This window comes from Microbacterium sp. CFBP9034 (assembly GCF_034045255.1).
In the GTDB taxonomy this organism is placed as follows: Bacteria; Actinomycetota; Actinomycetes; order Actinomycetales; family Microbacteriaceae; genus Microbacterium.
Genome location: NZ_JAXCWC010000001.1, coordinates 1,444,510 through 1,466,494, shown reverse-complemented (window position 1 = coordinate 1,466,494; position 21,985 = coordinate 1,444,510). Strand labels below are relative to the sequence as shown.

General features: G+C 70.1%; 19 protein-coding genes. 3 read left to right on the top strand and 16 right to left on the bottom strand.

What is annotated here, in order from left to right:
- Positions 1–32 precede the first annotated feature (32 nt).
- Together SOM19_RS06560 and ald are read left to right on the top strand one after the other, a co-directional pair.
- Positions 33–1,022 carry an asparaginase gene (locus SOM19_RS06560; RefSeq protein ID WP_320485739.1) on the top strand — a complete coding sequence of 330 codons (990 nt, stop codon included), beginning with the start codon at positions 33–35 and terminating at the stop codon, positions 1,020–1,022.
- Positions 1,023–1,078: 56 nt separating this feature from the next.
- A complete protein-coding gene (ald, locus tag SOM19_RS06555) occupies positions 1,079–2,194 on the top strand; it encodes an alanine dehydrogenase (protein WP_320485738.1) in 1,116 nt (371 codons plus the stop codon).
- A gap of 19 nt (positions 2,195–2,213) precedes the next feature.
- Here ald and SOM19_RS06550 read toward each other — a convergent pair whose 3' ends face one another.
- From SOM19_RS06550 to SOM19_RS06515, 8 genes are all read right to left on the bottom strand, one after another.
- Positions 2,214–3,044, bottom strand: a complete 831-nt coding sequence (locus SOM19_RS06550) for a serine protein kinase RIO (protein ID WP_320485737.1) — start codon at positions 3,042–3,044, stop codon at positions 2,214–2,216.
- Positions 3,045–3,280: 236 nt separating this feature from the next.
- Positions 3,281–4,846 (bottom strand): APC family permease, encoded by a 1,566-nt coding sequence (locus SOM19_RS06545; protein WP_320485736.1) that lies wholly within the window; start codon positions 4,844–4,846, stop codon positions 3,281–3,283.
- 31 nt (positions 4,847–4,877) lie between these two features.
- Positions 4,878–7,745 (bottom strand): FtsK/SpoIIIE domain-containing protein, encoded by a 2,868-nt coding sequence (locus SOM19_RS06540; protein ID WP_320485735.1) that lies wholly within the window; start codon positions 7,743–7,745, stop codon positions 4,878–4,880.
- Positions 7,746–7,811: 66 nt separating this feature from the next.
- The gene (locus SOM19_RS06535; protein WP_320485734.1) at positions 7,812–8,660 is read right to left on the bottom strand and encodes a PP2C family protein-serine/threonine phosphatase; all 849 of its coding nucleotides are present in this window, start codon (positions 8,658–8,660) and stop codon (positions 7,812–7,814) included.
- 50 nt (positions 8,661–8,710) lie between these two features.
- Positions 8,711–10,753 (bottom strand): ABC transporter ATP-binding protein, encoded by a 2,043-nt coding sequence (locus SOM19_RS06530; RefSeq protein WP_414683629.1) that lies wholly within the window; start codon positions 10,751–10,753, stop codon positions 8,711–8,713.
- Positions 10,750–12,483 (bottom strand): ABC transporter ATP-binding protein, encoded by a 1,734-nt coding sequence (locus SOM19_RS06525; protein WP_320485733.1) that lies wholly within the window; start codon positions 12,481–12,483, stop codon positions 10,750–10,752. Before SOM19_RS06525 ends, SOM19_RS06530 begins: the two co-directional genes overlap by 4 nt.
- A 140-nt stretch (positions 12,484–12,623) precedes the next feature.
- Complete coding sequence (locus SOM19_RS06520; protein WP_320485732.1) at positions 12,624–13,616, bottom strand: aldo/keto reductase; 993 nt, start codon at positions 13,614–13,616, stop codon at positions 12,624–12,626.
- Between the two features lie 81 nt (positions 13,617–13,697).
- Positions 13,698–14,444 (bottom strand): large exoprotein, encoded by a 747-nt coding sequence (locus SOM19_RS06515; protein ID WP_320485731.1) that lies wholly within the window; start codon positions 14,442–14,444, stop codon positions 13,698–13,700.
- A 178-nt stretch (positions 14,445–14,622) separates the two neighbouring features.
- On the opposite strand from SOM19_RS06515, the gene SOM19_RS06510 reads away from it, so the two are divergent.
- Positions 14,623–15,114 carry a DUF4282 domain-containing protein gene (locus SOM19_RS06510; RefSeq protein WP_320485730.1) on the top strand — a complete coding sequence of 164 codons (492 nt, stop codon included), beginning with the start codon at positions 14,623–14,625 and terminating at the stop codon, positions 15,112–15,114.
- A 13-nt stretch (positions 15,115–15,127) separates the two neighbouring features.
- On the opposite strand, the gene SOM19_RS06505 is transcribed toward SOM19_RS06510, so the two are convergent.
- From SOM19_RS06505 to atpE, 8 genes are all read right to left on the bottom strand, one after another.
- On the bottom strand, positions 15,128–15,877 hold the full coding sequence (locus tag SOM19_RS06505; protein WP_320485729.1) for a YaaA family protein: 750 nt from the start codon (positions 15,875–15,877) through the stop codon (positions 15,128–15,130).
- A gap of 67 nt (positions 15,878–15,944) precedes the next feature.
- Positions 15,945–16,205, bottom strand: coding sequence for a F0F1 ATP synthase subunit epsilon (locus tag SOM19_RS06500; protein ID WP_320485728.1), 261 nt, complete (start codon positions 16,203–16,205; stop codon positions 15,945–15,947).
- A 2-nt stretch (positions 16,206–16,207) separates the two neighbouring features.
- Complete coding sequence (gene atpD / locus SOM19_RS06495) at positions 16,208–17,656, bottom strand: F0F1 ATP synthase subunit beta (RefSeq protein WP_320485727.1); 1,449 nt, start codon at positions 17,654–17,656, stop codon at positions 16,208–16,210.
- Between the two features lie 22 nt (positions 17,657–17,678).
- Positions 17,679–18,575 carry a F0F1 ATP synthase subunit gamma gene (locus SOM19_RS06490; protein WP_320485726.1) on the bottom strand — a complete coding sequence of 299 codons (897 nt, stop codon included), beginning with the start codon at positions 18,573–18,575 and terminating at the stop codon, positions 17,679–17,681.
- A gap of 19 nt (positions 18,576–18,594) precedes the next feature.
- Positions 18,595–20,232 (bottom strand): F0F1 ATP synthase subunit alpha, encoded by a 1,638-nt coding sequence (gene atpA / locus SOM19_RS06485; RefSeq protein ID WP_320485725.1) that lies wholly within the window; start codon positions 20,230–20,232, stop codon positions 18,595–18,597.
- 76 nt (positions 20,233–20,308) lie between these two features.
- The gene (locus tag SOM19_RS06480; RefSeq protein WP_320485724.1) at positions 20,309–21,100 is read right to left on the bottom strand and encodes a F0F1 ATP synthase subunit delta; all 792 of its coding nucleotides are present in this window, start codon (positions 21,098–21,100) and stop codon (positions 20,309–20,311) included.
- A complete protein-coding gene (locus tag SOM19_RS06475; protein WP_320485723.1) occupies positions 21,100–21,660 on the bottom strand; it encodes a F0F1 ATP synthase subunit B in 561 nt (186 codons plus the stop codon). The genes SOM19_RS06480 and SOM19_RS06475 overlap by 1 nt, the downstream gene beginning before the upstream one ends.
- 28 nt (positions 21,661–21,688) lie before the next feature.
- On the bottom strand, positions 21,689–21,928 hold the full coding sequence (gene atpE, locus SOM19_RS06470; protein ID WP_056121278.1) for an ATP synthase F0 subunit C: 240 nt from the start codon (positions 21,926–21,928) through the stop codon (positions 21,689–21,691).
- Positions 21,929–21,985: the final 57 nt, after the last annotated feature.

Genomic DNA, 21,985 nt, shown 5'->3' with positions numbered 1-21,985 from the left:
GCGGCGTCGCCCTACGGCGGTAGGCTTGCCGGGTGCCGCAGACCTTCGCCGCAGCCGACGCCGTCGAGCTCGCCGTCGTCGACCGCAGCGGATTCATCGAGTCCCGCCACAGCGGGATCGCGATCGTCCTGGCCGCCGACGGCACCATCGCCACCAAGCTCGGCGACCCCTCCGCGCTGATCCTCCCCCGCTCCAGCCTCAAGCCTCTTCAGGCGCTCGCCTGCCTGGTGGGCGGTGCGCCCCTCGACGGCGAACGCCTCGGCCTCGCGACCGCGAGCCACTCCGGCACCGAACGGCACGTCGCCGCCGTCCGCGACATCTTGAGCGCCGCCGGCCTCGGCGAAGAGGACCTGGCCTGCCCGCCTGCCTGGCCGGGAGACACAGCCGCTCGCGATGAGCTCGTGCGCGAGCTCGGCCAGCCCTCGCGCATCCGCATGAACTGCTCGGGAAAGCACGCGGCCATGCTGCTGACCTGCGTCACGAACGGCTGGGACACCGAGGGCTACCTGTCGCCCGAGCATCCGCTGCAGCTGCACACGCGGGAGGTCATCGAGCGCCTCCTCGGCGAGAAGGTCGCCGCCACCGCGATCGACGGCTGCGGCGCGCCGGTCTACGCCACCACGCTGTTCGGCCTCGCGCGGGCCGTGCACCGCATCGGCAACTCCTCCACCACCTCGCCCTTCGCCCTGCATCGCAGCGCGGGCGTGCTCGTCCAGGCGGTGCGCGAGAACCCCTGGACCATCGACGGCCCGGGCCGCCCCGACACGATCGTGAACGAGCGACTCGGCGTCTTCGCCAAGGGCGGCGCCGAAGGCGTCATGGTGATGGTCGCCCCCGACGGCACGACGGTCGCGCTGAAGATGCTCGACGGCAGCGGCCGCGCGGCCACGGCGGTCGCGCTGCGCCTGCTCGAGCGAGCGGGTGCGCTCGCATCGCCCGACGTCGCGGCGACGATGTCACAGCTTCCCCTGTCGGTCTCCGGCGGCGGGCAGGATGTCGGGGCGATCCGCCCCGCTTTCTAGAGGCGCTCCCACAAGGAGCCCGAGCGCTCCAAAGGCGGAGCGGAAAGGATCACACGATGAGGATCAGCGTCCCCACCGAGGTGAAGAACAACGAGTACCGGGTCGCACTGACCCCGGCAGGTGTTCATGATCTGGTCGCGGCAGGCCACGAGGTGTTCGTGCAGCGCGGCGCGGGCCTCGGCTCCTCCATGCCCGACAGCGAGTACGAGGCGGCCGGAGCGACCCTGCTCGACGAGGCCGGCGAGGTCTGGGCTCGTGCGGAGCTCCTCCTCAAAGTCAAGGAGCCCATCGCGAGCGAGTACCAGTACTTCCGCGACGACCTCGTGCTGTTCACCTACCTGCACCTCGCCGCGGACCGCCCGCTCACCGACCGGCTCATCGCCGACCGCGTCACCGCCATCGCCTACGAGACCGTCCAGGTCGCCGGCGGGGGCCTGCCGCTGCTCGCGCCCATGAGCGAGGTCGCGGGAAGACTCGCTCCGACCGTGGGGGCGGCGACCCTCATGCGCTCGGCGGGCGGGCTCGGCCTGCTGATGTCGGGCGTGCCCGGCACCCGCCCCGCGCGCGTCACCGTCATCGGCGGCGGCGTCGCGGGTGCGAACGCCGCCGTCATCGCGGTCGGCATGGGCGCCGACGTGACGGTGTTCGACACCAACGTGCAGCGGCTGCGCTACCTCGACGACCACTTCCAGGGCAGGGTGAAGACGGCCGCATCCAACCCGTTCGACCTCGACCGCGCCGTGGTCGACTCCGACCTCGTCATCGGCTCGGTCCTCATCCCCGGGGCGAAGGCGCCCAAGCTCGTCACGAACGAGATGGTGTCGCGCATGCGCCCGGGAAGCGTCCTCGTCGACATCGCCGTCGACCAGGGCGGCTGCTTCGAAGACACCCGTCCCACGACGCACGCCGATCCGACCTTCACCGTGCACGGCAGCGTCTTCTACTGCGTCGCCAACATGCCCGGTGCGGTGCCGAACACCTCCACGTCCGCGCTCACGAACGCGACGCTGCCGTACATCCGCCAGATCGCGCGGCGCGGATGGCAGGACGCGCTTCGAGCGGATGCCGCCCTCGCCGCCGGCCTGAACACCATGGGCGGCGGCGTGGTCAACGCCGGCGTCGCCACCGCCCACGGGCTCGAGCTGGCGTCGCTCGAGGCCGCGCTGGTGTGACGACTCCTCGTCGCTCGGCTCACCAGAGCTGAGCGACGAGGTGGGCGAAGAGCGCCTCGGGATCCGTGCCGACTCCGCGGCGTTCGAACCACGTGCAGACGTTCAGGACGTCGCGGTGCAGGAAGTCCAGGCCGTTGGGGTTGGCGGCCAGATCGACGATCTGCGGCAGGTCGATGACCACGACCCGGCCATCGTGGAACAGCAGGTTGTACGCCGACAGATCGCTGTGCGCGTGCCCGCTGCGGGCGAAGGCCTGCAGGATCTCCGTGACCTGGCGGAAGGCATCCGCGTATCCGTCCCTGTCGAGCCGGGCCTGCGCGAGCCGGGGTGCGGCGGTGCGACCGTCTCCGATGAACTCCATGAGCAGCTCCGTGCCGCTCACCTGCACGGGGTAGGGAACGGGGATCCCCGCCTCCCAGGCCGCGCAGAGGGCGGCGAACTCATTCGTCGCCCAGTGGGCGGCGGCGACCAGCCGGCCGTACGAGCTCTTCCCCGCCACGGCCCGGGCGTCGCGCGAATTGCGGTATCGCCGCCCTTCCTCGTATCGGTGCGAGCGGTGGAAGTCGGAGTGGTCCCCGCCGCGGTAGCGCTTGGCGGCGAGGATGCAGCCGTCGGTGCCGGGAACGGCCCGCTCGAGGAGGAAGACGTCTGCTTCCTTGCCCGTTTTGACGATGCCGAGCTCGGTGTCGAACGCGCCGGCCGACGTCTCGAGCCAGGCGGGATGTGGTGCCGGACCGCGCTCGGTCGGCGTCGTCGCCGGCCACGTGGACCAGCGCTGACCGTCGGCGGGCTCGGCGTCGAGGAACTGAAGGGAATCGGCGCGGAGGCCGAGAGGGGTGTCGAATGACATGCGGTGGTGTGCTCCGGGACGGAGGCCACCGAAGAAGTCAGACGGGGGCCTCGAGAGAAGGGGTGCGGGCAGGGCGCGCTGCGACAACGGCCATTTCGGACTCTCCCTTCGTCGTTCGGTGCGTGCGGTCGGAGTCATCCTACGCACACGGTTGCCCGCCGCCGGGAACCGTTACGCGATCGTCCCCGTCGGCCCCACCGCCCGCTGCAGTGCGGCGCAGGCGGCCGGGCCTCGCGTCAGGCGAGACCGCCGTCGATCGACCGACTGAAGTCGCTCGGGTCCTCGGGGACCAGCACCGGCGTCTCGCGATTGAGGCTCTCACCGCGGAAGAAGGGCTTGGCGCGAGGGAAGAAGAACCACAGGAACATCAGCAGCACGCCGAAGGCGAGCGCGCCGATGCCCATCACGAACGTGCCGCCGATGCCGAGCAGCACGGTGTACCCGTAGTCCACGTCGTACATGTCGATCGCCGATTGGACGAACGCGTACGTGAGCATCAGCGCGCCGAGGAGGGGGAAGAGGAAGCGGAAGAAGAAGTTGCGGGCCGAGTCGAACAGCTCGCGCCGGAAGTACCAGACGCAGGCGTAGCCGGTGATCGCGTAGTAGAACGCGATCGCAAGGCCCAGGGAGAGGATCGAGTCCTGGAGGATGTTGTCGCTGATGAGCGTCATCCCGACGTAGTAGACGATGGCGACGATGCCCATCACCAGCGTCGAGAACGACGGCGTCTTGTAGGTGGGATGCACCGTCGCGAACCTCCTGGGGAGGGCCTTGTAGGCGGCCATCGCGAGCGTGCCGCGGGCGGTGGGCAGGATCGTCGTCTGGGTGGACGAGATCGCCGAGATCATGACCGCGACCACCAGCATCCAGCCGACGGGGCCGAGGAGGCCGTCCTTGATCGCCAGGAAGAAGTCGTCGGCGTTCGCCTCGTTCCCGAGCCCCGTCCCGTCGGTGCCGAGCCCCGCGTACATCATCGCGGCGACGGTGACACCGACGTACGTGAACAGCAGGATGACCGTCGTGAGCAGCGCCGCCCGGCCTGGGATGCGCTTGGGGTCCTTCGTCTCCTCGTTCAGCGCGAGGCAGGTGTCCCAGCCCCAGTAGATGAACAGCGCGAGCAGGATCGCCTCGACGAAGCCGCTCCACTCGGTGAACGCGAACGGGTTGAACCACGACCAGTCGAACGGCGTGGGGTCGGGTGCGGTTCCGGCGAAGAAGTGCCACAGCGCGGCGACCACGAAGATGGCGAGCGCCACGTACTGGATGGCGAGCAGCACGTTCTGGATGCGCTCGCCGATCTCGACACCACGCCAACTGACCCACGTCATCGCGGCGATGAAGACGACGCCGGTCACGGTCACGAGCGGGACGTTGTCCGCGAGCAGCGCGTCCTCGGACGTGCGCACGATGCCGTCGATGAGCGCCCAGAAGTAGATCCCGGCGATCTGTGCGAGGTTGGCGAGCACCACCATGCCGGCCACGGCGACCCCCCACCCGCCGAGCCAGCCGACCCACGGCCCGAACGCCTTCGTGCCCCACGTGAACGTGGTGCCGCAGTCGGGGACCGCGTTGTTGAGCTCTCGGTAGGCGAAGGCGATGAAGAGCATCGGGATGAAGGCGATGACGAAGGCGATGGGCGCCTGCGCCCCGACGGCGAGGACGACGAAGCCGAGCGTCGCGACGAGCGAGTACACGGGTGCCGTCGAGGCCAGGCCGATGACCGTCGACCCCCAGAGTCCCAGCGTTCCCGCTGCCAGTCCTTTGCCCTCGGGGCGCTGCAGGTCGATCGGAGTTGTAGCCACACAGTGAAGCTATGGCCCACCCCCAAGGGGGTCAAGGGTGCTCGATCCGACGGTTCGGCCGGACTTCGGGCATCGGAAGGACGATGCGGACGGCTTCGGCTCCCGCAGTCACCAACCATGCGCGACCGCGTCCTGGTTCGCAGTAGGGCGGCAGCACCCGGGACCCGGTGAGCAGCCGGAACTCCCCCGCGCACGACGAGTCGATCACGAGGTCGTGGTCGCCTCGCACATCGGAGAGCAGTCGCCAGTGGCGCTGCCAGTCGTCGGGCTCGCCGACCACCACCACCGAGCCCTCGGCGACGACGGAGGGGTCCGCGGCATAGGCATCGAGCGTGGCGATGCGGATGCCGCGTTCCTCCCAGGCCGAGAGAGCGGCCCGGGCCGCGGGCGAGCGCCGGGAGACGAGGCCGGTGAGCCGTGCGGACGGGATCCACTCTGCCGCCGGTGGGGTCGGGGGCTCCGTCGAAGGGGGCGCGAGAGCCACCTGCACGGTGAGCCCGTCGGCCTGTCCGCGGCCGGCGGGCGCATCGGCGTCGAACCGTGCAGGATCGCCGCCGGCGGCGATGTGCTCGGTGCGGCTGGGGAACGGCAGGAGAAGGCGACGGGGAAAGAGGTCGGCGAGGCGGGCAACGGGGCCTGACAGCCGGTGCGCGCTCGCCACGACGAGAATGCCGGCCGCACCGGCGCGGCGCAGGACCTCTTCCAGCCGCTCGAGCACGCCCTGGGCATGATCGGGCGGAAGCCGGGCGGCGACCGCATCGAGGTCGTCGATGCAGATGAGCGTGCCGGGAGGCGGCGGCTCGGCCGCGAGCGCGGCGGCCGCATCCCACAGGCCCTCGGCGTCGGCCGGGATCCGGACCACCCCCGCCGGCGCCTGCGCTGTGAGGAGCGCGAGGGCGTTGGTGGCACCGGAGCCGGGGCCGCCGAGCACGAGGAGGGCGCGGTCGGACGCCGCCACCGCGACCACCCGCTGGCGCTGCCGGTCGGGCTCGTCGGCGAGGCCGAGGAGGAGGTCGCCTTCCGCGCCCGACGGGTGGTGCTGCCGCAGCTCGGGGAGCGACAGCCGCCGCGGAAGCGCCGGGAGCCACGGGCGGCGCGGCACGGGCTGCCCCTCTCCCCCGGCGATGGCGGCGACGATGTCCGTCGCCTCAGACAGCGCGATCCTCACGGGGCGCGGCGCACCGTCACCCGCGCGGCGGAGGAACGCGTGGCCACGGCCATCGGGACCCCCGGGGAGCCGCGCCGCCTCATCGGAGCCGAGCACCGCGCGGCTGTCCGCCGCATCGGTCACCCGCAGGCTCAGGCGCAGCGGGCAGTTGGCCAGCAGGCTGTCGCGGATGACACCCGAGGCGCGCTGGGTGCCGAGGATGAGATGGATCCCCAGCGCGCGACCACGGGCGGCGACATCGGCGAAGACGGCGTGCAGCTCGGGGTGGTCTCCGAGGAGGGCGGCGAACTCGTCGACCACGACGACGAGCCGCGGCAGAGCGACGCGCGGGTCGAGGATGTCGCGCGCACCGGCGCCGGCGATGGTCGCCTCGCGCCACCGCACCTCGGCCCGGAGACTCTCGATGGCGCGACAGGCCCCGGCTCCGTCGAGGTCCGTGATCACACCGGTCACGTGCGGCACGGCGGCGAGCGCGTCGAAGGCCGTGCCGCCCTTGAAGTCCGCAAGCAGGAAGTTCACCTCGTGCGTGGTGTGGGCTCGGCACAGGGCCACGATCCAGGTGATGAGCAGCTCGCTCTTGCCGGACCCCGTGACGCCCGCCACGACGGCGTGCGGCCCGTCGGCGACCAGATCGACGACGGCCGGCTCGGAGCCCTGCAGGCCGATGACAGCGGCCAGCGAGCCCGCTCGATCGGCGGGCTCGGCGTCGGGGAGCGAGGCGAGGGTCACTGGGCCTGCGGTCCGCGGCAGCAGGCCGAGTGCCCTGGTGGCCCGCGCCGTGAGCGTCGCGGCGATCGCCTCGGCCTGTTCGAGAGCGACCGCCTCGACCCGCACCGCCGCTGTCAGTCCGGCCTGCTGGAGCTCGGCGAGCTCGGTCGCGCGAACGGTGAGCACCGCGGCGCACCGAGGAGGCAGCGGCTCACCGGGGACGCAGCGCGCGATCGCGATATCTGCCTCGGCGGGCACCGTCTCGCCCGGACCGACGATCGCCAGCCGCCGGCCGCCCGCGACCCCGCGATGCGGGAGGCGCTCCGCCCAGGAGAGCTCGCTCCGGAGCACACCGACGATGGACAGCTCCCCCGGCGGTGACCCGAGGCACAGCTGCAGCACCAGTGCACGCTGAACGGCCGCGGCGAGCACCGGGGGCCCCACGACCACGACCCCGCCGGACGCCGGCACGACGACAGGCGCGTGGGCGAGCCGCGCAGCGCGTACCCGAAGAGCCGCCGCATCGGCGTCGCCCTCCCCGCCGCCGATGCGCACGGTGCTCGGCACCTCGCCCTCGCCGATCACGAGCGCCTCACCCCGCTCCGGCACACCGCGCCAGATCTCGTCCTCGCGGGCGAGGAAGGCGGCGACATCGGGATGCCGCGCACACGCTCGCCGGCGCTCGGCGTCGTGGCGGGCCTCGATGGCTCGCGACACCTCGCTGCGCGCCCGAGCCGCGGCGGCCTCATGGCGGCGGCGGTCGCGCCGCGCGGTGCGCGCGGCGTCCGCCATGGTCGCGACCGCGATCAGCGGGCCCAGCATCGCGAGCCAGAGCGAGAGCACGGATCCGGTGACCAGCCACAGTCCGATCGCGCCGATCACCGGAACTCCGGCGGCGACGATGGGAAGGGGCGGCCGAGCAGGCGCCGTCCATGCGGGCGGCAGACTCAGCGGCTCGCCCTCCAGCCCGGCGGTCTCTGCGGGGACGGGAGCGGGCTCAGGAGGGCGTGTGGCGAGGCGCACACCTCAGTCCACCCCGGAAGCCGCCCCCGGGCAGGTCCACCGGCGTGCGCGGTGGAACGAACGGTTTCAGATCCCGGCTGTGGAGGAGTCGTCGGCGGCCGTCTCCGCCTCGGGCGCGTCTGCGGCCGGCTGATCACCCTCGGCGGGGGCCGAGCCGTGGACATCGAGCACGATGATCGTGATGTTGTCGCGGCCGCCGTTCTCGAGGGCTGCGTCGAGCATGGCGAGCGCGGCGTCGGCGGGGTCGCGGTTCTCGTCGAGGAAGTGGCGGATGCCGTAGTCGGTGAGCTCTTTCGTGAGCCCGTCGGAGCAGATGACGAAGCGGTCGCCGTCGACGACGTCAAGCCGCACGTAGTCGGGGGTGACGCCGTCGCTCGGGCCGACCGCGCGCGTGATGACGTTGCCGTACGGGTGGTTCTCCGCCTCTTCGGGACTGAGCCGACCCGAGGCGATCAGCTCCTGGACGACGGAGTGGTCGGTGGTGATCTGGGTGATCGCGCCGTCCCGCTCGAGATAGACGCGGGAGTCGCCGATATTGAGCGTCACCCAGTGCGCGGCCTCGCCCTCGGTGTCGAGGAAGACGCCGGTCACGGTCGTGCCGGTGCCGTCGTCGGTCGCCTCGGGGTGGGACGCGATGTCCTTCACGGCCCGGGCGAGCGCCTTCTCGATGGTCTTCGGGGTGACGACTCCGGCATCGGCCACCGCCGTGAGGCGATCGATCGTGCTGGCGCTGGCGATCTCGCCGCCGACATGGCCGCCCATGCCGTCCGCGACCACGAACAGCGGGTACGCGGCGAACACCGCATCCTGGTTGATCTCGCGGCGACGCCCGGTGTCGGTCACGGCCGCCCAGGAGAGTTCGAGCGATCCGCCCGGCACGGGTACCGTGCGCGACTGGGTGGATACCTCGGGCACGCCGTATCCTCCCGGTCGACTTTCGCGAGACCCAGCGGCCTTTCGCGTCCTCACATACTAGTGGGTTCCTCGGCCGCCGCCTCCGTGGCGGCGGTCGGCGACGCGCCGGTTGCCGGCGCACCGACCGGGATGGCGTCGGTGAGGATCTCCGCATCCATGGGGGCTTCGAACTGCGCGTTGTAGAGCCGCCAGTACGCGCCCTTGGCGACGAGCAGCTCGTCGTGGGTGCCCTGCTCCACGATCGCCCCCGACTCCATGACGAGGATCAGGTCGGCATCGCGGATCGTGGAGAGCCGGTGCGCGATGACGAACGCGGTGCGGTCCTCGCGCAGGCGCGACATGGCCCGCTGGATGAGCAGCTCGGTGCGGGTGTCGACCGAGCTCGTGGCTTCGTCGAGGATGAGGATGCGCGGATCGGCGAGGAAGGCGCGGGCGATCGTGACCAGCTGGCGCTCGCCGACGCTCAGGTTCGTCGCCTCGTCGTCGAGCAGCGTGTCGTAGCCGTCGGGAAGGGCGTGGACGAACCGGTCGACGTACGCGGCGGTGGCGGCCTCGAGGATCTCCGCCTCGGTCGCATCCGGGCGTCCATAGGCGATGTTCTCCCGGATCGTGCCGGAGAACAGCCACGTGTCCTGGAGCACCATGCCCGTGCGAGCCCGCAGGTCGTCGCGGGTCATCCTGCTGATGTCGACGCCGTCGAGCGTGATGCGACCGGCATCGACGTCGTAGAAGCGCATGATCAGGTTGACGAGCGTGGTCTTGCCCGCGCCCGTCGGACCGACGATGGCCACCGTGCTCCCGGGCGCGGCCGCCAGCGAGAGGTCGTCGATCAGCGGCTTGTCGGCGGTGTACCGGAACGACACGTTCTCGAACGCGAGGTGGCTCGCCTGCTCGGCAGCCGACTCGGCGGGATCGGCGTCGGGATCCTCCTCGGCCTCGTCGAGGAGCTCGAAGACGCGCTCGGCGCTCGCGACGCCGGACTGCAGCAGGTTCGCCATCGATCCCAGCTGGCTGAGCGGCTGCGTGAACTGCCGCGAGTACTGGATGAACGCCTGCACATCGCCGATCGACAGCAGCCCCGCCGCGACCTGCAGCCCGCCGACCACGGCGATCGCGACGTAGACCAGGTTCCCGATGAACATCATGGCGGGCATGATGATGCCCGAGATGAACTGCGCGCCGAAGCTGGCCTTGTAGAGCTCGTCGTTCTCGGCGCGGAAGTCGGCCTCGACCTCCTTCTGGTGGCCGAAGACCTTGACGATCGAGTGCCCCGAGAACGTCTCCTCCACGCGGGAGTTGAGGATGCCGGTCGAGGTCCACTGCGCGACGAACAGCTTCTGCGACCGGCGCGCCACCAGCACGGTGATGAGGATGGTCAGCGGGATGGTGACGAGCGCGATCACGGCGAGGAGCGGAGAGATCAGGAACATCATCACGAGCACGCCGACGACCGTCAGCAGCGAGATGACGACCTGAGAGAGCGTCTGCTGCATGGTCTGGCCGATGTTGTCGACATCGTTCGTGACGCGGCTCAGCAGCTCGCCGCGCTGCACCCTGTCGAAGTACGCGAGCGGCAGTCGCTGGATCTTGTCCTCGACCTGCAGTCGCAGCCGGTGCATCGCCCGCTGCACGATCCCGTTGAGCAGGCGCGCCTGCAGCCAGCCGAACAGGCTCGCGAGGACGTAGACCACCAGGACGCCGGTGAGGATCCAGGCGAGCTGCTCGAAGTCGACCCCGGCGCCCGGCACGAAGTCCATCGCCTCGATCATGTTGGCCTGGTCCTGGCTGCCCTGCGCGATCAGACCGTCGACGACCTGCTGCTTGGTGAGGCCCTCGGGGGTCTGCAGCGACACGTAACCCGCGAACACGACGTTGGTCGCATTCCCGAGGAGCTTCGGCCCGATGACGCTCAGCGCCACCGAGAGGACCGAGAACACCAGCACCACGATCAGGAGCGGCATGTCGTCGCGCAGCGTCCTCAGCAGCCGCTTCGCGCTCGGTCCGAAGTTCTGCGCCTTCTCGCCGCCGCCGACCTGGCCCATCGGACCGCGCTGCATCGGCATCCGGCGGGGTCCCTGCTGTGAGGTGCTCATGCCGCCGCCTCCGCTGCCAGCTGGGATTCCACGATCTCGATGTACGTCTCGCACGATTCCACGAGCTCGTCATGGGTGCCGATGCCGACCATGCGGCCGTGGTCGAGGACGATGATCTGGTCGGCGTGCCGGATCGTCGACACGCGCTGCGCGACCACCACCCTCGTCGCGTCGGGCAGATGCGTATCGAGCGCGCGCCGGAGCTCGGCATCCGTCCGCAGATCCAGGGCTGAGAAGGAGTCGTCGAAGATGTAGACCTCGGGTCGCTTCACGAGGGCCCGGGCGATGGCGAGCCGCTGCCGCTGGCCGCCGGAGACGTTGGTGCCGCCCTGCGCGATGGGAGCCTCGAGCCCCTCCCCGAGCGACGAGACGAAACCCTTGGCCTGCGCCAGGTCGAGTGCCTCCCAGAGCTCCTCGTCCGTGGCCCCGCCGTTGCCGTAGCGCAGGTTCGAGGCGATCGACCCGGAGAACAGGAACGCGCGCTGCTGCACGAGGCCGATCCGCTGCCAGAGCTCGTCGGGGTCGTAGTCGCGCACGTCGGTGCCGTCGACCCGGACCTGCCCCGCGGTGACGTCGAACAGTCGTGCGATCAGACCGATCAGCGTCGTCTTGCCGGCGCCGGTGGATCCGATGATCGCCGTCGTCGTTCCGGGCTCGACCGTGAAGGTGAGGTCGTGGAGCACGGCCTCGTCGGCGCCCGGGTAGGCGAAGTCGACGTGGTCGAACTCGACCCGGCCGGCCGGCACGGGAGTCGCCGCGGGGGTCGACGGTGCGGCGACGGACGGGGCGGTCTCGAGCACCTCGCCGATCCGGTTCGCGCACACAGCGGCGCGCGGGATCATGACGAACATGAACGTCGCCATCATGACGCCCATGAGGATCTGCATCAGGTACTGCAGGAAGGCGAACAGCGTGCCGATCTCGACGCCGTTCTCTTGCACCTGGAAGGCGCCGAACCAGATCACGGCGACGCTCGACAGGTTCATCACCAGCATGACGGCGGGGAACATGAGCGCCATCAGGTTGCCCGCTCGCAGCGCCGTCTCCTGGACCTGTTCGCTCGACTTCTCGAAGCGCACGCGCTCCTCGCGCTCTCGCACGAACGCGCGGACCACCCGGATGCCGGTGAGCTGCTCCCGCATGATCTGATTCACGCGGTCGATGCGCTTCTGCATCATGGTGAAGGCCGGGACCATCCGCCAGACGATGAGCCCCACGATGATGAGCAACGCCGGGATCGCGACCGCCATGAGCCACGAGAGGCCGGCGTCCTGGCGCACCGCCATGATGACGCCGCCGATGGCCAGCATGGGCGCGGAGATCATCAGGGTCGCCGACACCTGGACCAGCATCTGCACCTGCTGCACGTCGTTGGTGTTGCGGGTGATGAGCGACGGCGCCCCGAACTGGCCGACCTCGCGCTGCGAGAACGCGACGACCCGGTGGAAGAAGTCGCCGCGGAGGTCCCGTCCCATGCCCATTGCGAGCCGCGAGCCGAAGTACACCGCCACGATCGCGCACACGACCTGCACGAGGGTGATGGCGAGCATCACGCCGCCGGTCTGCCAGATGTAGTCGATGTCGCCGGTGACCACGCCGTTGTCGATGATGTCGGCGTTGAGCGTGGGCAGCAGCAGCGAGGCGATCGACTGCGCGAGCTGGAAGAAGACGACGGCGACGATGAGCGGCCAGGCCGGACGCAGATAGCGCACCAGGAGTTTTCCGAGCACGGCGGTCCTTTCCGGTGCGCCAGAATCCACCGCGACCGCGGGATGCGCACAGACTGCGACGCTACGCCTCGCGCCGCGGGAGCCACAAGCCGATCCGTACGCCGTCGGCGAACCGCCGCCGCGCACGCCGTGGTGTCGCGTCAGACCTTGGCGCCCGGGTCCTCCGGCAGGGGGAAGAGCTCGTCGATCGCGGCCAGATCCTCCGCCGTCGGCGACCAGGCGGTCGCCGCCGCGGCATTCGCCCGCACCTGCTCGGCGCTCGTCGCTCCCGCGATCACGCTGGAGAGGACCGGCCGCGCGAGAAGCCAGCCGAAGGTGGCCTCGAGCATCGTGATGCCGCGCTCGTCGGCGAAGGCCTGGAACGCCTCCAGCGCGTCCCAGGGCGCCTCCTGCCACACGTGCTGGCGCTGGCGCATGATGCGCGAGTCGCCGGGAGCGTGGTCGCGAGTGAACTTGCCCGTGAGGAGGCCGTTGTGAAGCGGGAAGTACGGCAGGAACCCGAGCCCGAACCGCTCGGCCGCCGGCAGCACCTCACGCTCCGCCGCCCGCGCGAGCAGGCTGTAGTGGTTCTGCGCGGACACGAAAGGCACGCCCGCGCGCTGGGCAGCGACGTAGTGCGCCTCGGCGATCTGCCAGCCTGACAGGTTCGAGTGCCCGATGTAGCGCACCTTCCCCTCGCGCACGAGGTCCGCCAGCACGTCGAGCGTCTCCTCGATGGGCGTCTGCGGGTCGGGGGTGTGCAGCTGGTAGAGGTCGATCCACTCGGTCTGCAGACGCGTGAGGGATGCCTCGACCGCGCGCCGCACGTAGGCGCGTGAGCCCTTCGCACCCGCCGCCGGGTATCCCATGTCGCGCCCGGAGTGGCCGAACTTCGTCGCGAGGATCACCTCGTCGCGGCGGCCCTTCAGCGCCTCCCCCATCAGCGTCTCGGAGAGTCCCGGGTCCTTGCCGTACATGTCGGCAGTGTCCAGGAACGTCAGGCCGGCGTCGATGGCGGCACCGAGCACCTCTCGGGTGCCCTCGATCGTCTCGGTGCGGGTGCCGGCGCGGCCGAAGTTGTTGCAGCCCAGGCCGACGGCGGAGACGAGGAGACCGGAGGCGCCGACGCGGCGCAGGGGAACGGCGGAGGTCATCCGTCCACGTTAGCCCGCCTGCAGCGCTCCGCGGGCGCGCGAAGACCCCCCGCCCACCGGGCGAGGGGTCGTCACGAGGCCTTACGGCTTGGGCGCCTCAGGGGCCGCCGGCGGCTCGGTCGACGCGGGGGGCGCAGGGGGTGCCTGCGGCTCGGGCGCGGCCGAAGGCGGCGTGACAGGCGGCTGCGTCGCCGCGGGCGGCGCGGTGGGAGCGGCGCTCGGCGGCGCGTACGCGGGCGGCGCGGTGGGCGCGGCCGGGGGCACGTAGCCGGCGGGCGGAGCGTACCCGGCGGGCGAGGTGGCGGGATTGGCCGGGTAGCCGCCTGCCGGAACCTGGCTCGGGATGCCGGCCCAGTTAGTGCGGTCGGACAGGAAGCCGTTGCCGGCCCACGGCGCGGCGGGAACGGCAGTGTTCCAGCGCGAGCGGTCGAACGCGTTGATGCCCAGCCAGACGAGGCTCAGGAAGAAGTACAGGATGAGCCAGACGGCTTCCTTCTGCAGCTTCAGTCCCACGCGCCACGCGGCGAGCAGGGTCACGACGAAGGCCGCGACGCCGATCAGCTGACCCAGCACCGGGATCCAGCCGAGGACGAGCGACGCGCCGATGGCGATCAGCACAAGCCAGGGGTTGAGGTCGCCCAGCTTGCTGAACACCATGTAGTTGTAGATCGGGACCCACGCACGCCATCTGCCCTGGACGCCGGCCTTGTCGAAGATCTTCATCAGGAACCATGAGCTGATCACGTAGAACGCCAGGGCTATCACGAGCCCGAAGACCGTCAAGAACGCGAACGCGGCAATGGAAGCGCCGTCGGAGTAGTCAGACATGAACGTCCTCTCGGGAACGATCGTCGATGTGCGCACACACCGAGCGGGGCGCCCCGCCCCGCTGGACACATGCTAGCGAGGCGCGCGGCGGCGTGTCAGCAGACACGACGCATTGGGGTGCTGACCACCGGCACCCCCGGTGGGTAGCCTGACAGGTACAGCGACCGGAAGGACCATCATGACCGACCCCACCACGCCCCTCCCGCCCCTTCCCGAGCAGCCCGCCGCCGAGGCGGCACGCGCCGGTGGTGCGCCCGCCGATGCGACGCGTCCCGCATACGACCCGGCGACCGACCCCGACAACACCGGCGTCCCCAGCGCACCGACGAGTGACGCCGGTGCGATCGGCCGGGGCTTCTTCTCCGCGCTCTTCGACCTGAGCTTCCGCACCTTCATCACCCGCCGGCTCGCGAGCGTGTTCTACCTCGTCGGACTGATCGCCATCGGGATCGGCTTCCTCGTCTACCTCGTCAACGGGATCGTGGGCGGCATCTCGCTGCTGTGGCTCAACACCGGCGCCGGCATCAGCGCCATCATCGCGACGATCATCATCGTGCCTCTCGTGGCATTCATCTCGATCATTGCCCTGCGGTTCGTCATCGAGGCCGTCGTCGCCCTCATCGCGATCGCCGAGAACACCGAGCGCACGGCCCAGCACACGCGCGACTGACCCGGCGCGGGCCTCAGGCGAACAGCTCGAGCTCGCCGGAGTCGCCGTCGCGCACGCGCAGCCCTGCCCGGCCCGCCCAGCGGACGAACGCGCCCCGCGACCCGACTCGCGGGCGCTCCTCGGCCAGGCGCCGCACCAGCGCGCCCTTGGCGTGCTTGTTGAAGTGGTTGAGGGCACGCACCGCTCCGCCCTCGCCCTCGGAGACGACGCGGACATAGGCGGACGGCACCGTGGAAGGAACCGGGCCGAGCGCCGCGTATGCCTCGGAGCGCAGGTCGAGCACGAACGCCGGAGCCTCCTGGGCCAGAGCGGCGGTGACGGCATCCGCCCACACCCTCCTGAGTCCCGGCAGGCCCGGCAGCGACGCCGACGCCCCGAGGCGGTAGGCGGGGATGGCATCGAGCGCCCCCACGGGCCCGAACGGCGCCGAGTGCACGCGCACGTGGGCGCCCAGCCAGCGGCGTGACGGCGTCGGGAGCGACGCCCCGTCGAGCGCATCGAAGAGCACGCCGGTGTAGCGGTCGATCGCGGGCATGGTCGGCGAGTAGCGCAGCGCGGCGTTGACCGCGATCTCACCGAGCTGCGTGGCGCCCAGCTTGAGCACGCGGGCCGCCGCGTCGGGATCCGCCGACAGGGCGACGAGCGCATCGACGACGGCTTCCCGCTGGGGCGTGAGGGACGAGGAGGAGAGGGATGCCGCGTCCAGCGGCCGCCCGCGACCGCCGGCCCGCTTCGTCTCCGACGGAGGCAGCAGGATCAGCATGGAGGTTCCCGGAGAACGCCTCGGCCGGCCCCGCGTGGGAGCCGGCCGAGGTATGTCGTGATGTGGGTCAGGAGATGATCGCGGCGTTGCCGGCGACGATCGTGAGGTCGTTCCCCTCCATGGAGAGGAACCCGTCCTGCGCGTTCGCGATGACCTTCGTTCCCGAGGTCTCGGTGATGCGCACCTGGCCCTCGGCGAGGATCGCGAGCACCGGCTCATGACCGGTCATGAAGCCGATCTCACCCTCGACGGTCTTGGCGACGACGAGCGACGCCTCTCCCGACCAGACCTCCGCATCGGCGGAGACGAGACTCACGTTGAGCGGCATGATCAGCCGTTCTCCTTCTGGATCTTCGCCCACTGCTCTTCGACGTCGTTGATGCCGCCGACGTTGAAGAACGCCTGCTCGGCCACGTGGTCGAAGTCGCCCTTGACGATCGCGTCGAACGACTCGATGGTCTCCTTGATCGGGACCGTCGAACCCTCGACACCGGTGAACTTCTTCGCCATGTAGGTGTTCTGCGAGAGGAACTGCTGGATGCGGCGTGCACGCGACACGACGATCTTGTCCTCTTCCGAGAGCTCGTCGACACCGAGGATCGCGATGATCTCCTGCAGTTCCTTGTTCTTCTGGAGGATCTGCTTGACTGCGGTGGCCACGCGGTAGTGGTCCTCGCCGATGTAGCGCGGGTCGAGGATGCGGCTCGTCGACGTCAGCGGGTCGACGGCCGGGTACAGGCCCTTCGACGCGATCTCGCGCGAGAGCTCGGTGGTGGCGTCGAGGTGCGCGAACGTGGTCGCCGGTGCCGGGTCGGTGTAGTCGTCGGCGGGGACGTAGATCGCCTGAAGCGAGGTGATCGAGTGACCGCGCGTCGACGTGATGCGCTCCTGGAGCACACCCATCTCGTCGGCGAGGTTGGGCTGGTAGCCCACCGCGGAGGGCATGCGGCCCAGCAGGGTCGAGACCTCGGAGCCGGCCTGCGTGAAGCGGAAGATGTTGTCGATGAACAGGAGCACGTCCTGCTTCTGGACATCGCGGAAGTACTCCGCCATCGTCAGCGCCGACAGGGCCACGCGAAGACGCGTTCCCGGCGGCTCGTCCATCTGGCCGAACACGAGCGCCGTCTTGTCGAAGACGCCCGCCTCCTCCATCTCGTGGATGAGGTCGTTGCCCTCACGGGTGCGCTCGCCGACACCGGCGAATACCGACACACCACCGTGGTCCTGCGCGACGCGCTGGATCATCTCCTGGATGAGGACGGTCTTGCCGACACCGGCACCGCCGAAGAGGCCGATCTTTCCACCGAGCACGTAGGGCGTCAGCAGGTCGATGACCTTGATGCCGGTCTCGAACATCGTGGTCTTCGACTCGAGCTGATCGAAGTTCGGCGCCTTGCGGTGGATGGGCCAGCGCTCGGTGATCTCGATCTTCTCGCCGGGCTCGGCGTTGAGGACCTCGCCGATGACGTTGAAGACCTTGCCCTTGGTGACGTCGCCGACGGGCACCGTGATCTGCTCGCCCGTGTCGCGCACTTCCTGGCCGCGGACCATGCCGTCGGTCGGCTTGAGCGAGATGGCGCGGACGAGGTCGTCGCCGAGGTGCTGCGCGACCTCGAGGGTGATCTCGTTCGACTCGCCATCGATGACGATGGTGGTCTTCAGCGCGTTGTAGATGTCGGGGATCGAGTCGTGCGGGAACTCGATGTCCACGACGGGACCGGTCACGCGCGCGACGCGGCCGACGACCGAGGTCTCGGTCTTCTCTGCGGTGAGGCTCATAGCTTCTTCTCTTTCGTGTGGTCTATTTGCCCGACGCCAGAGCGTCGGCGCCGCCGACGATCTCGGCGATCTGCTGCGTGATCTCGGCCTGGCGCGCGTTGTTGCGCAGGCGGGTGTAGTCGGTGATGAGCTTGTCGGCGTTGTCGCTGGCGGACTTCATCGCCTTCTGCGTCGCGGCGTGCTTGGCAGCCGACGACTGGAGCAGCGCGTTGAAGACGCGGCTCTGGATGTACACCGGGAGGAGCGCGTCCAGAACGGTCTCGGGATCCGGCTCGAATTCGTACAGCGGGTACACCTGAGCGGATGCCGCTTCCTCCGCCTCGACGACCTCCAGCGGAAGCAGGCGCACCGTCTCGGGCGACTGCGTCATCATGCTGACGAAGCGGTTGTAGACGAGGTTGATCTCGTCGACGCCGCCGTCGTCGCCGCCGCGGTCGTAGGCGTCCAGCAGGACTGCCGCGATCTCTTCGGCCGTGGTGAAGTGCGGGGTGTCGGTGTCGCCGGTCCACTCGGCAGCCGCCGAGATGCGTCGGAACTGGAAGAACCCGACCGCCTTGCGGCCGACGAGGTAGAACACCGGCTCCTTGCCCTGCTGCCGCAGCAGCTCGGCCAGCTCGAGACCCTCGCGGAGGATCTGCGAGTTGAACGCGCCGGCGAGCCCGCGGTCGGACGCGAAGATCACGACGGCGGAGCGCCGGATCACCTCGCGCTCGCGCGTCAGCGGGTGCTCGACGTTGGAGTGAGTCGACACGGCGGAGACGGCCCGCGTCACGGCTCGCGCGAAGGGCGACGACGCGCGCACTCGCGCCATCGCCTTCTGGATGCGCGAAGCCGCGATGAGCTCCATCGCCTTCGTGATCTTCTTGGTCGTCTGAGCAGTGTTGATCTTCTGCTTGTAGACCCGGAGTTGTGCGCCCATGGTTTCAGTCCGGTGTCGCCTAGCGGCGGCCCTTGACGATCTTCTCCTGGTTGACGTCGTCGGCCTCGGCTGCCGCGACCTCTTCGTGGCCGGGCTTCGAGATGGTCTGGCCCTTGCCGGCGCGGAACTCGAGGATGAACTCGTCGGTCTTCGTCGCCAGTTCGGCCGCGGTCGCGTCGTCGAGCACGTTGGTGTCGCGCAGCGTGTCGAGGATCGTCGTGTTGCGGCGCAGGTAGTCCAGCAGCTCGCGCTCGAACGACAGCACGTCCTCGACCTCGATGGTGTCGAGCTTGCCGTTGGTGCCGGCCCAGATCGAGACGACCTGCTCCTCGACGGGGTACGGCGAGTACTGCGGCTGCTTGAGCAGCTCGGTCAGGCGCGCACCACGGGAGAGCTGACGACGGGATGCCGCATCCAGGTCGCTCGCGAACATCGCGAACGCCTCGAGCGAGCGGTACTGCGCCAGCTCGAGCTTGAGCGTGCCGGAGACCTTCTTGATCGACTTGACCTGGGCGTCGCCGCCGACGCGCGAGACCGAGATGCCCACGTCGACCGCGGGACGCTGGTTGGCGTTGAACAGGTCGGACTGCAGGAAGATCTGGCCGTCGGTGATCGAGATCACGTTGGTCGGGATGTACGCCGAGACGTCGTTGGCCTTGGTCTCGATGATCGGCAGGCCGGTCATCGAGCCCGCGCCCAGCTCGTCCGAGAGCTTCGCGCAGCGCTCGAGCAGACGCGAGTGCAGGTAGAAGACGTCACCGGGGTACGCCTCGCGGCCCGGCGGGCGGCGCAGGAGCAGCGACACGGCGCGGTAGGCCTCGGCCTGCTTGGTCAGGTCGTCGAAGATGATGAGGACGTGCTTGCCGTCGTACATCCAGTGCTGGCCGATGGCCGAGCCGGTGTACGGCGCGAGGTACTTGAAGCCGGCCGGGTCGGAGGCCGGGGCGGCGACGATCGTCGTGTACTCCATGGCGCCGGCGTCCTCGAGCGCGCCCTTGACGGCAGCGATCGTCGAGCCCTTCTGGCCGATGGCGACGTAGATGCAGCGCACCTGCTTGTTGACGTCGCCCGACTCCCAGTTGGCCTTCTGGTTGATGATCGTGTCGATCGCGATCGCGGTCTTGCCGGTCTGGCGGTCGCCGATGATCAGCTGGCGCTGGCCGCGGCCGACGGGGATCATGGCGTCGATCGCCTTGATGCCGGTCTGCAGCGGCTCGTGCACGCTCTTGCGCTGCATGACGCCCGGCGCCTGCAGCTCGAGGGCACGGCGGCCGTCGGTCGCGACCTCGCCGAGGCCGTCGATCGGGTTGCCGAGCGGGTCGACCACGCGGCCGAGGTAGCCGTCGCCGACGGCGACCGACAGGACTTCACCGGTGCGGGTGACCTCCTGGCCGGCCTCGATGCCCGAGAACTCCCCCAGGACGACGACGCCGATCTGGTGCTCGTCGAGGTTGAGCGCGAGCCCCTGGGTGCCGTCCTTGAACGTCACGAGCTCGTTGGCCATCACGCCGGGCAGACCCTCGACGTGGGCGATGCCGTCCGCGGCGTCGATGACGGTGCCGACCTCGGTCGCCGCTGCCCCGGTGGGCTCATAGGCGGCGACGAAATCCTTCAGCGCGTCACGGATGGCGTCGGGGCTGATTGACAGTTCTGCCATTGTCTTCCCTTTGTTTCAAAGTTCGTTTGGGTGGGGACGAGGCCCCGAGATCACCGCCAGCGGCGGGAAGTCTGTGCTAGCCCGCCAGTCGGTGGCGGAGCTCCGCCAGCCGGGCCGACACGCTCGCGTCGATCACGTCGTCGGCGATCTGCACGCGCAGCCCGCCGACCACCGTGGGGTCGACGACCGTGTTGATCGACACCGAGGTGCCGTAGCGCTGGGACAGCGCCGAAGTGAGCCGGTCGGTCTGTGCGGCGTTCAGCGGCGCCGCGGCGTACACCGTGGCCACCTTGCGTCCGCGCTGGTCGGCCACGAGCCGGGTCGCGCGCGTCAGCATCTGACGGACACGGCGCTCGCGCGGCTGCATCACGAGGGACGCGGCGATCAGCTTCGCTGCCGGGCTCACACGGCCGGCGAGCAGGGTCTCGACGAGCGCGCCCTTCGCCGAGGCATCCCCCAGCCGGCTGCCGAGGGCGAGCTCGAGCTCGGGGCTCTCGGCGATCGTCCGGGTGAAGCGGAAGAGCTCCGCCTCGACGTCGGCCGTCGGCTCCGCGACGGCCGCAGCGCGCACCGCGAGGTCTTCGATGCCGTCGATGAGGTCGGATGCCGACGACCAGCGCAGCTCGACCGCGGTCGTCAGCAGCGCCGCCGTCACCGGCTTCACCGCCGGGCCGAACACGTCGGCGACGACCCTGCGACGGGCCTCGACGGGCGCGGCGGAGTCGGCGAGCGCGCCGCTCAGCTGCGACGAGTCGCCCACGGCGCGCGCGACGGCGAAGAGCTCGCCGGCCACGTCGAGGTCGACGCCCGACGCGGCGTCGAGCGCCTTCGTCGTCGCCGCGAGGGCCTGAGTGGTCGCGCTGCCCATTACTTCGTCGCCTTCGCTGCTTCGGACGCCTCGAGCTCCGCGAGGAAGCGGTCGACGACGGCCTGAGCCTTCTTGTCGTCGGACAGCGTCTCGCCGATCACACCGCCGGCGAGGTCGAGGGCGAGGGTGCCCACCTCGCTGCGCAGCGACACGAAGGCGGTCTGGCGCTCGGCCTCGATCTGCGCGTGCGCGGTCGAGGTGAGGCGAGCGGCTTCGACGGTCGCCGAGTCCTTGGCCTCGGCGACGATCTTGCGGCCGTCCTCACGGGCGGCGTCGCGGATCTCACCGGCCTCCTTGCGGGCGTCGGCCAGCTGCGCGGTGTACTCCACGAGTGCGGCTTCGGCCTTGCGCTGAGCCTCGTCGGCCTTGGCGATGTTGCCTTCGATCGCGGTGGAGCGCTCGTCGAGCAGCTTCTTCATCCGGGGAAGGGCGACCTTCCAGAAGATGAAGAGGATGACGATGAAGCACACCGACGACCAGATGATGTCGTACCACGCGGGGATGAGCGGGTTGTGTGCAACCCCTTCTTCCGCGGCGTACGTGACAAGAGCGTTCAGCATCCTGTCTCCTTAGGTCGAGGGTGGGTGATCAGGCGTAGCCGAAGATGAAGCCGGTGGCGATGCCGATGAAGGCGAGCGCCTCGGTGAAGGCGATACCGATCCACATGAGCACCTGCAGGCGGCCGGCGAGCTCGGGCTGGCGCGCCACGCCCTCGATCGTCTTGCCGACGACGATGCCCACACCGATGGCGGGGCCGATCGCGGCGAGGCCGTAGCCGACGGTGGCGATGGAACCGGTGACCTCGGCGAGAACCGTAGTTGCGTCCACGGGGGTTTTTCCTTTCGGTTGTGGGCGGCCCTGTGTTGTTCAGGTACAGGGCCGTCC

What these genes read in the sequence shown, in the direction of transcription:
- ald (WP_320485738.1), top strand. Translation starts at nt 1,079, where the DNA reads ATGAGGATCAGCGTCCCCACCGAGGTGAAGAACAACGAGTACCGGGTC.
- SOM19_RS06550 (WP_320485737.1), bottom strand. Translation starts at nt 3,044, where the DNA reads ATGTCATTCGACACCCCTCTCGGCCTCCGCGCCGATTCCCTTCAGTTC.
- SOM19_RS06530 (WP_414683629.1), bottom strand. Translation starts at nt 10,753, where the DNA reads ATGAGCACCTCACAGCAGGGACCCCGCCGGATGCCGATGCAGCGCGGT.
- SOM19_RS06520 (WP_320485732.1), bottom strand. Translation starts at nt 13,616, where the DNA reads ATGACCTCCGCCGTTCCCCTGCGCCGCGTCGGCGCCTCCGGTCTCCTC.
- SOM19_RS06515 (WP_320485731.1), bottom strand. Translation starts at nt 14,444, where the DNA reads ATGTCTGACTACTCCGACGGCGCTTCCATTGCCGCGTTCGCGTTCTTG.
- SOM19_RS06510 (WP_320485730.1), top strand. Translation starts at nt 14,623, where the DNA reads ATGACCGACCCCACCACGCCCCTCCCGCCCCTTCCCGAGCAGCCCGCC.
- SOM19_RS06505 (WP_320485729.1), bottom strand. Translation starts at nt 15,877, where the DNA reads ATGCTGATCCTGCTGCCTCCGTCGGAGACGAAGCGGGCCGGCGGTCGC.
- SOM19_RS06500 (WP_320485728.1), bottom strand. Translation starts at nt 16,205, where the DNA reads ATGCCGCTCAACGTGAGTCTCGTCTCCGCCGATGCGGAGGTCTGGTCG.
- atpD (WP_320485727.1), bottom strand. Translation starts at nt 17,656, where the DNA reads ATGAGCCTCACCGCAGAGAAGACCGAGACCTCGGTCGTCGGCCGCGTC.
- SOM19_RS06490 (WP_320485726.1), bottom strand. Translation starts at nt 18,575, where the DNA reads ATGGGCGCACAACTCCGGGTCTACAAGCAGAAGATCAACACTGCTCAG.
- atpA (WP_320485725.1), bottom strand. Translation starts at nt 20,232, where the DNA reads ATGGCAGAACTGTCAATCAGCCCCGACGCCATCCGTGACGCGCTGAAG.
- SOM19_RS06480 (WP_320485724.1), bottom strand. Translation starts at nt 21,100, where the DNA reads ATGGGCAGCGCGACCACTCAGGCCCTCGCGGCGACGACGAAGGCGCTC.
- SOM19_RS06475 (WP_320485723.1), bottom strand. Translation starts at nt 21,660, where the DNA reads ATGCTGAACGCTCTTGTCACGTACGCCGCGGAAGAAGGGGTTGCACAC.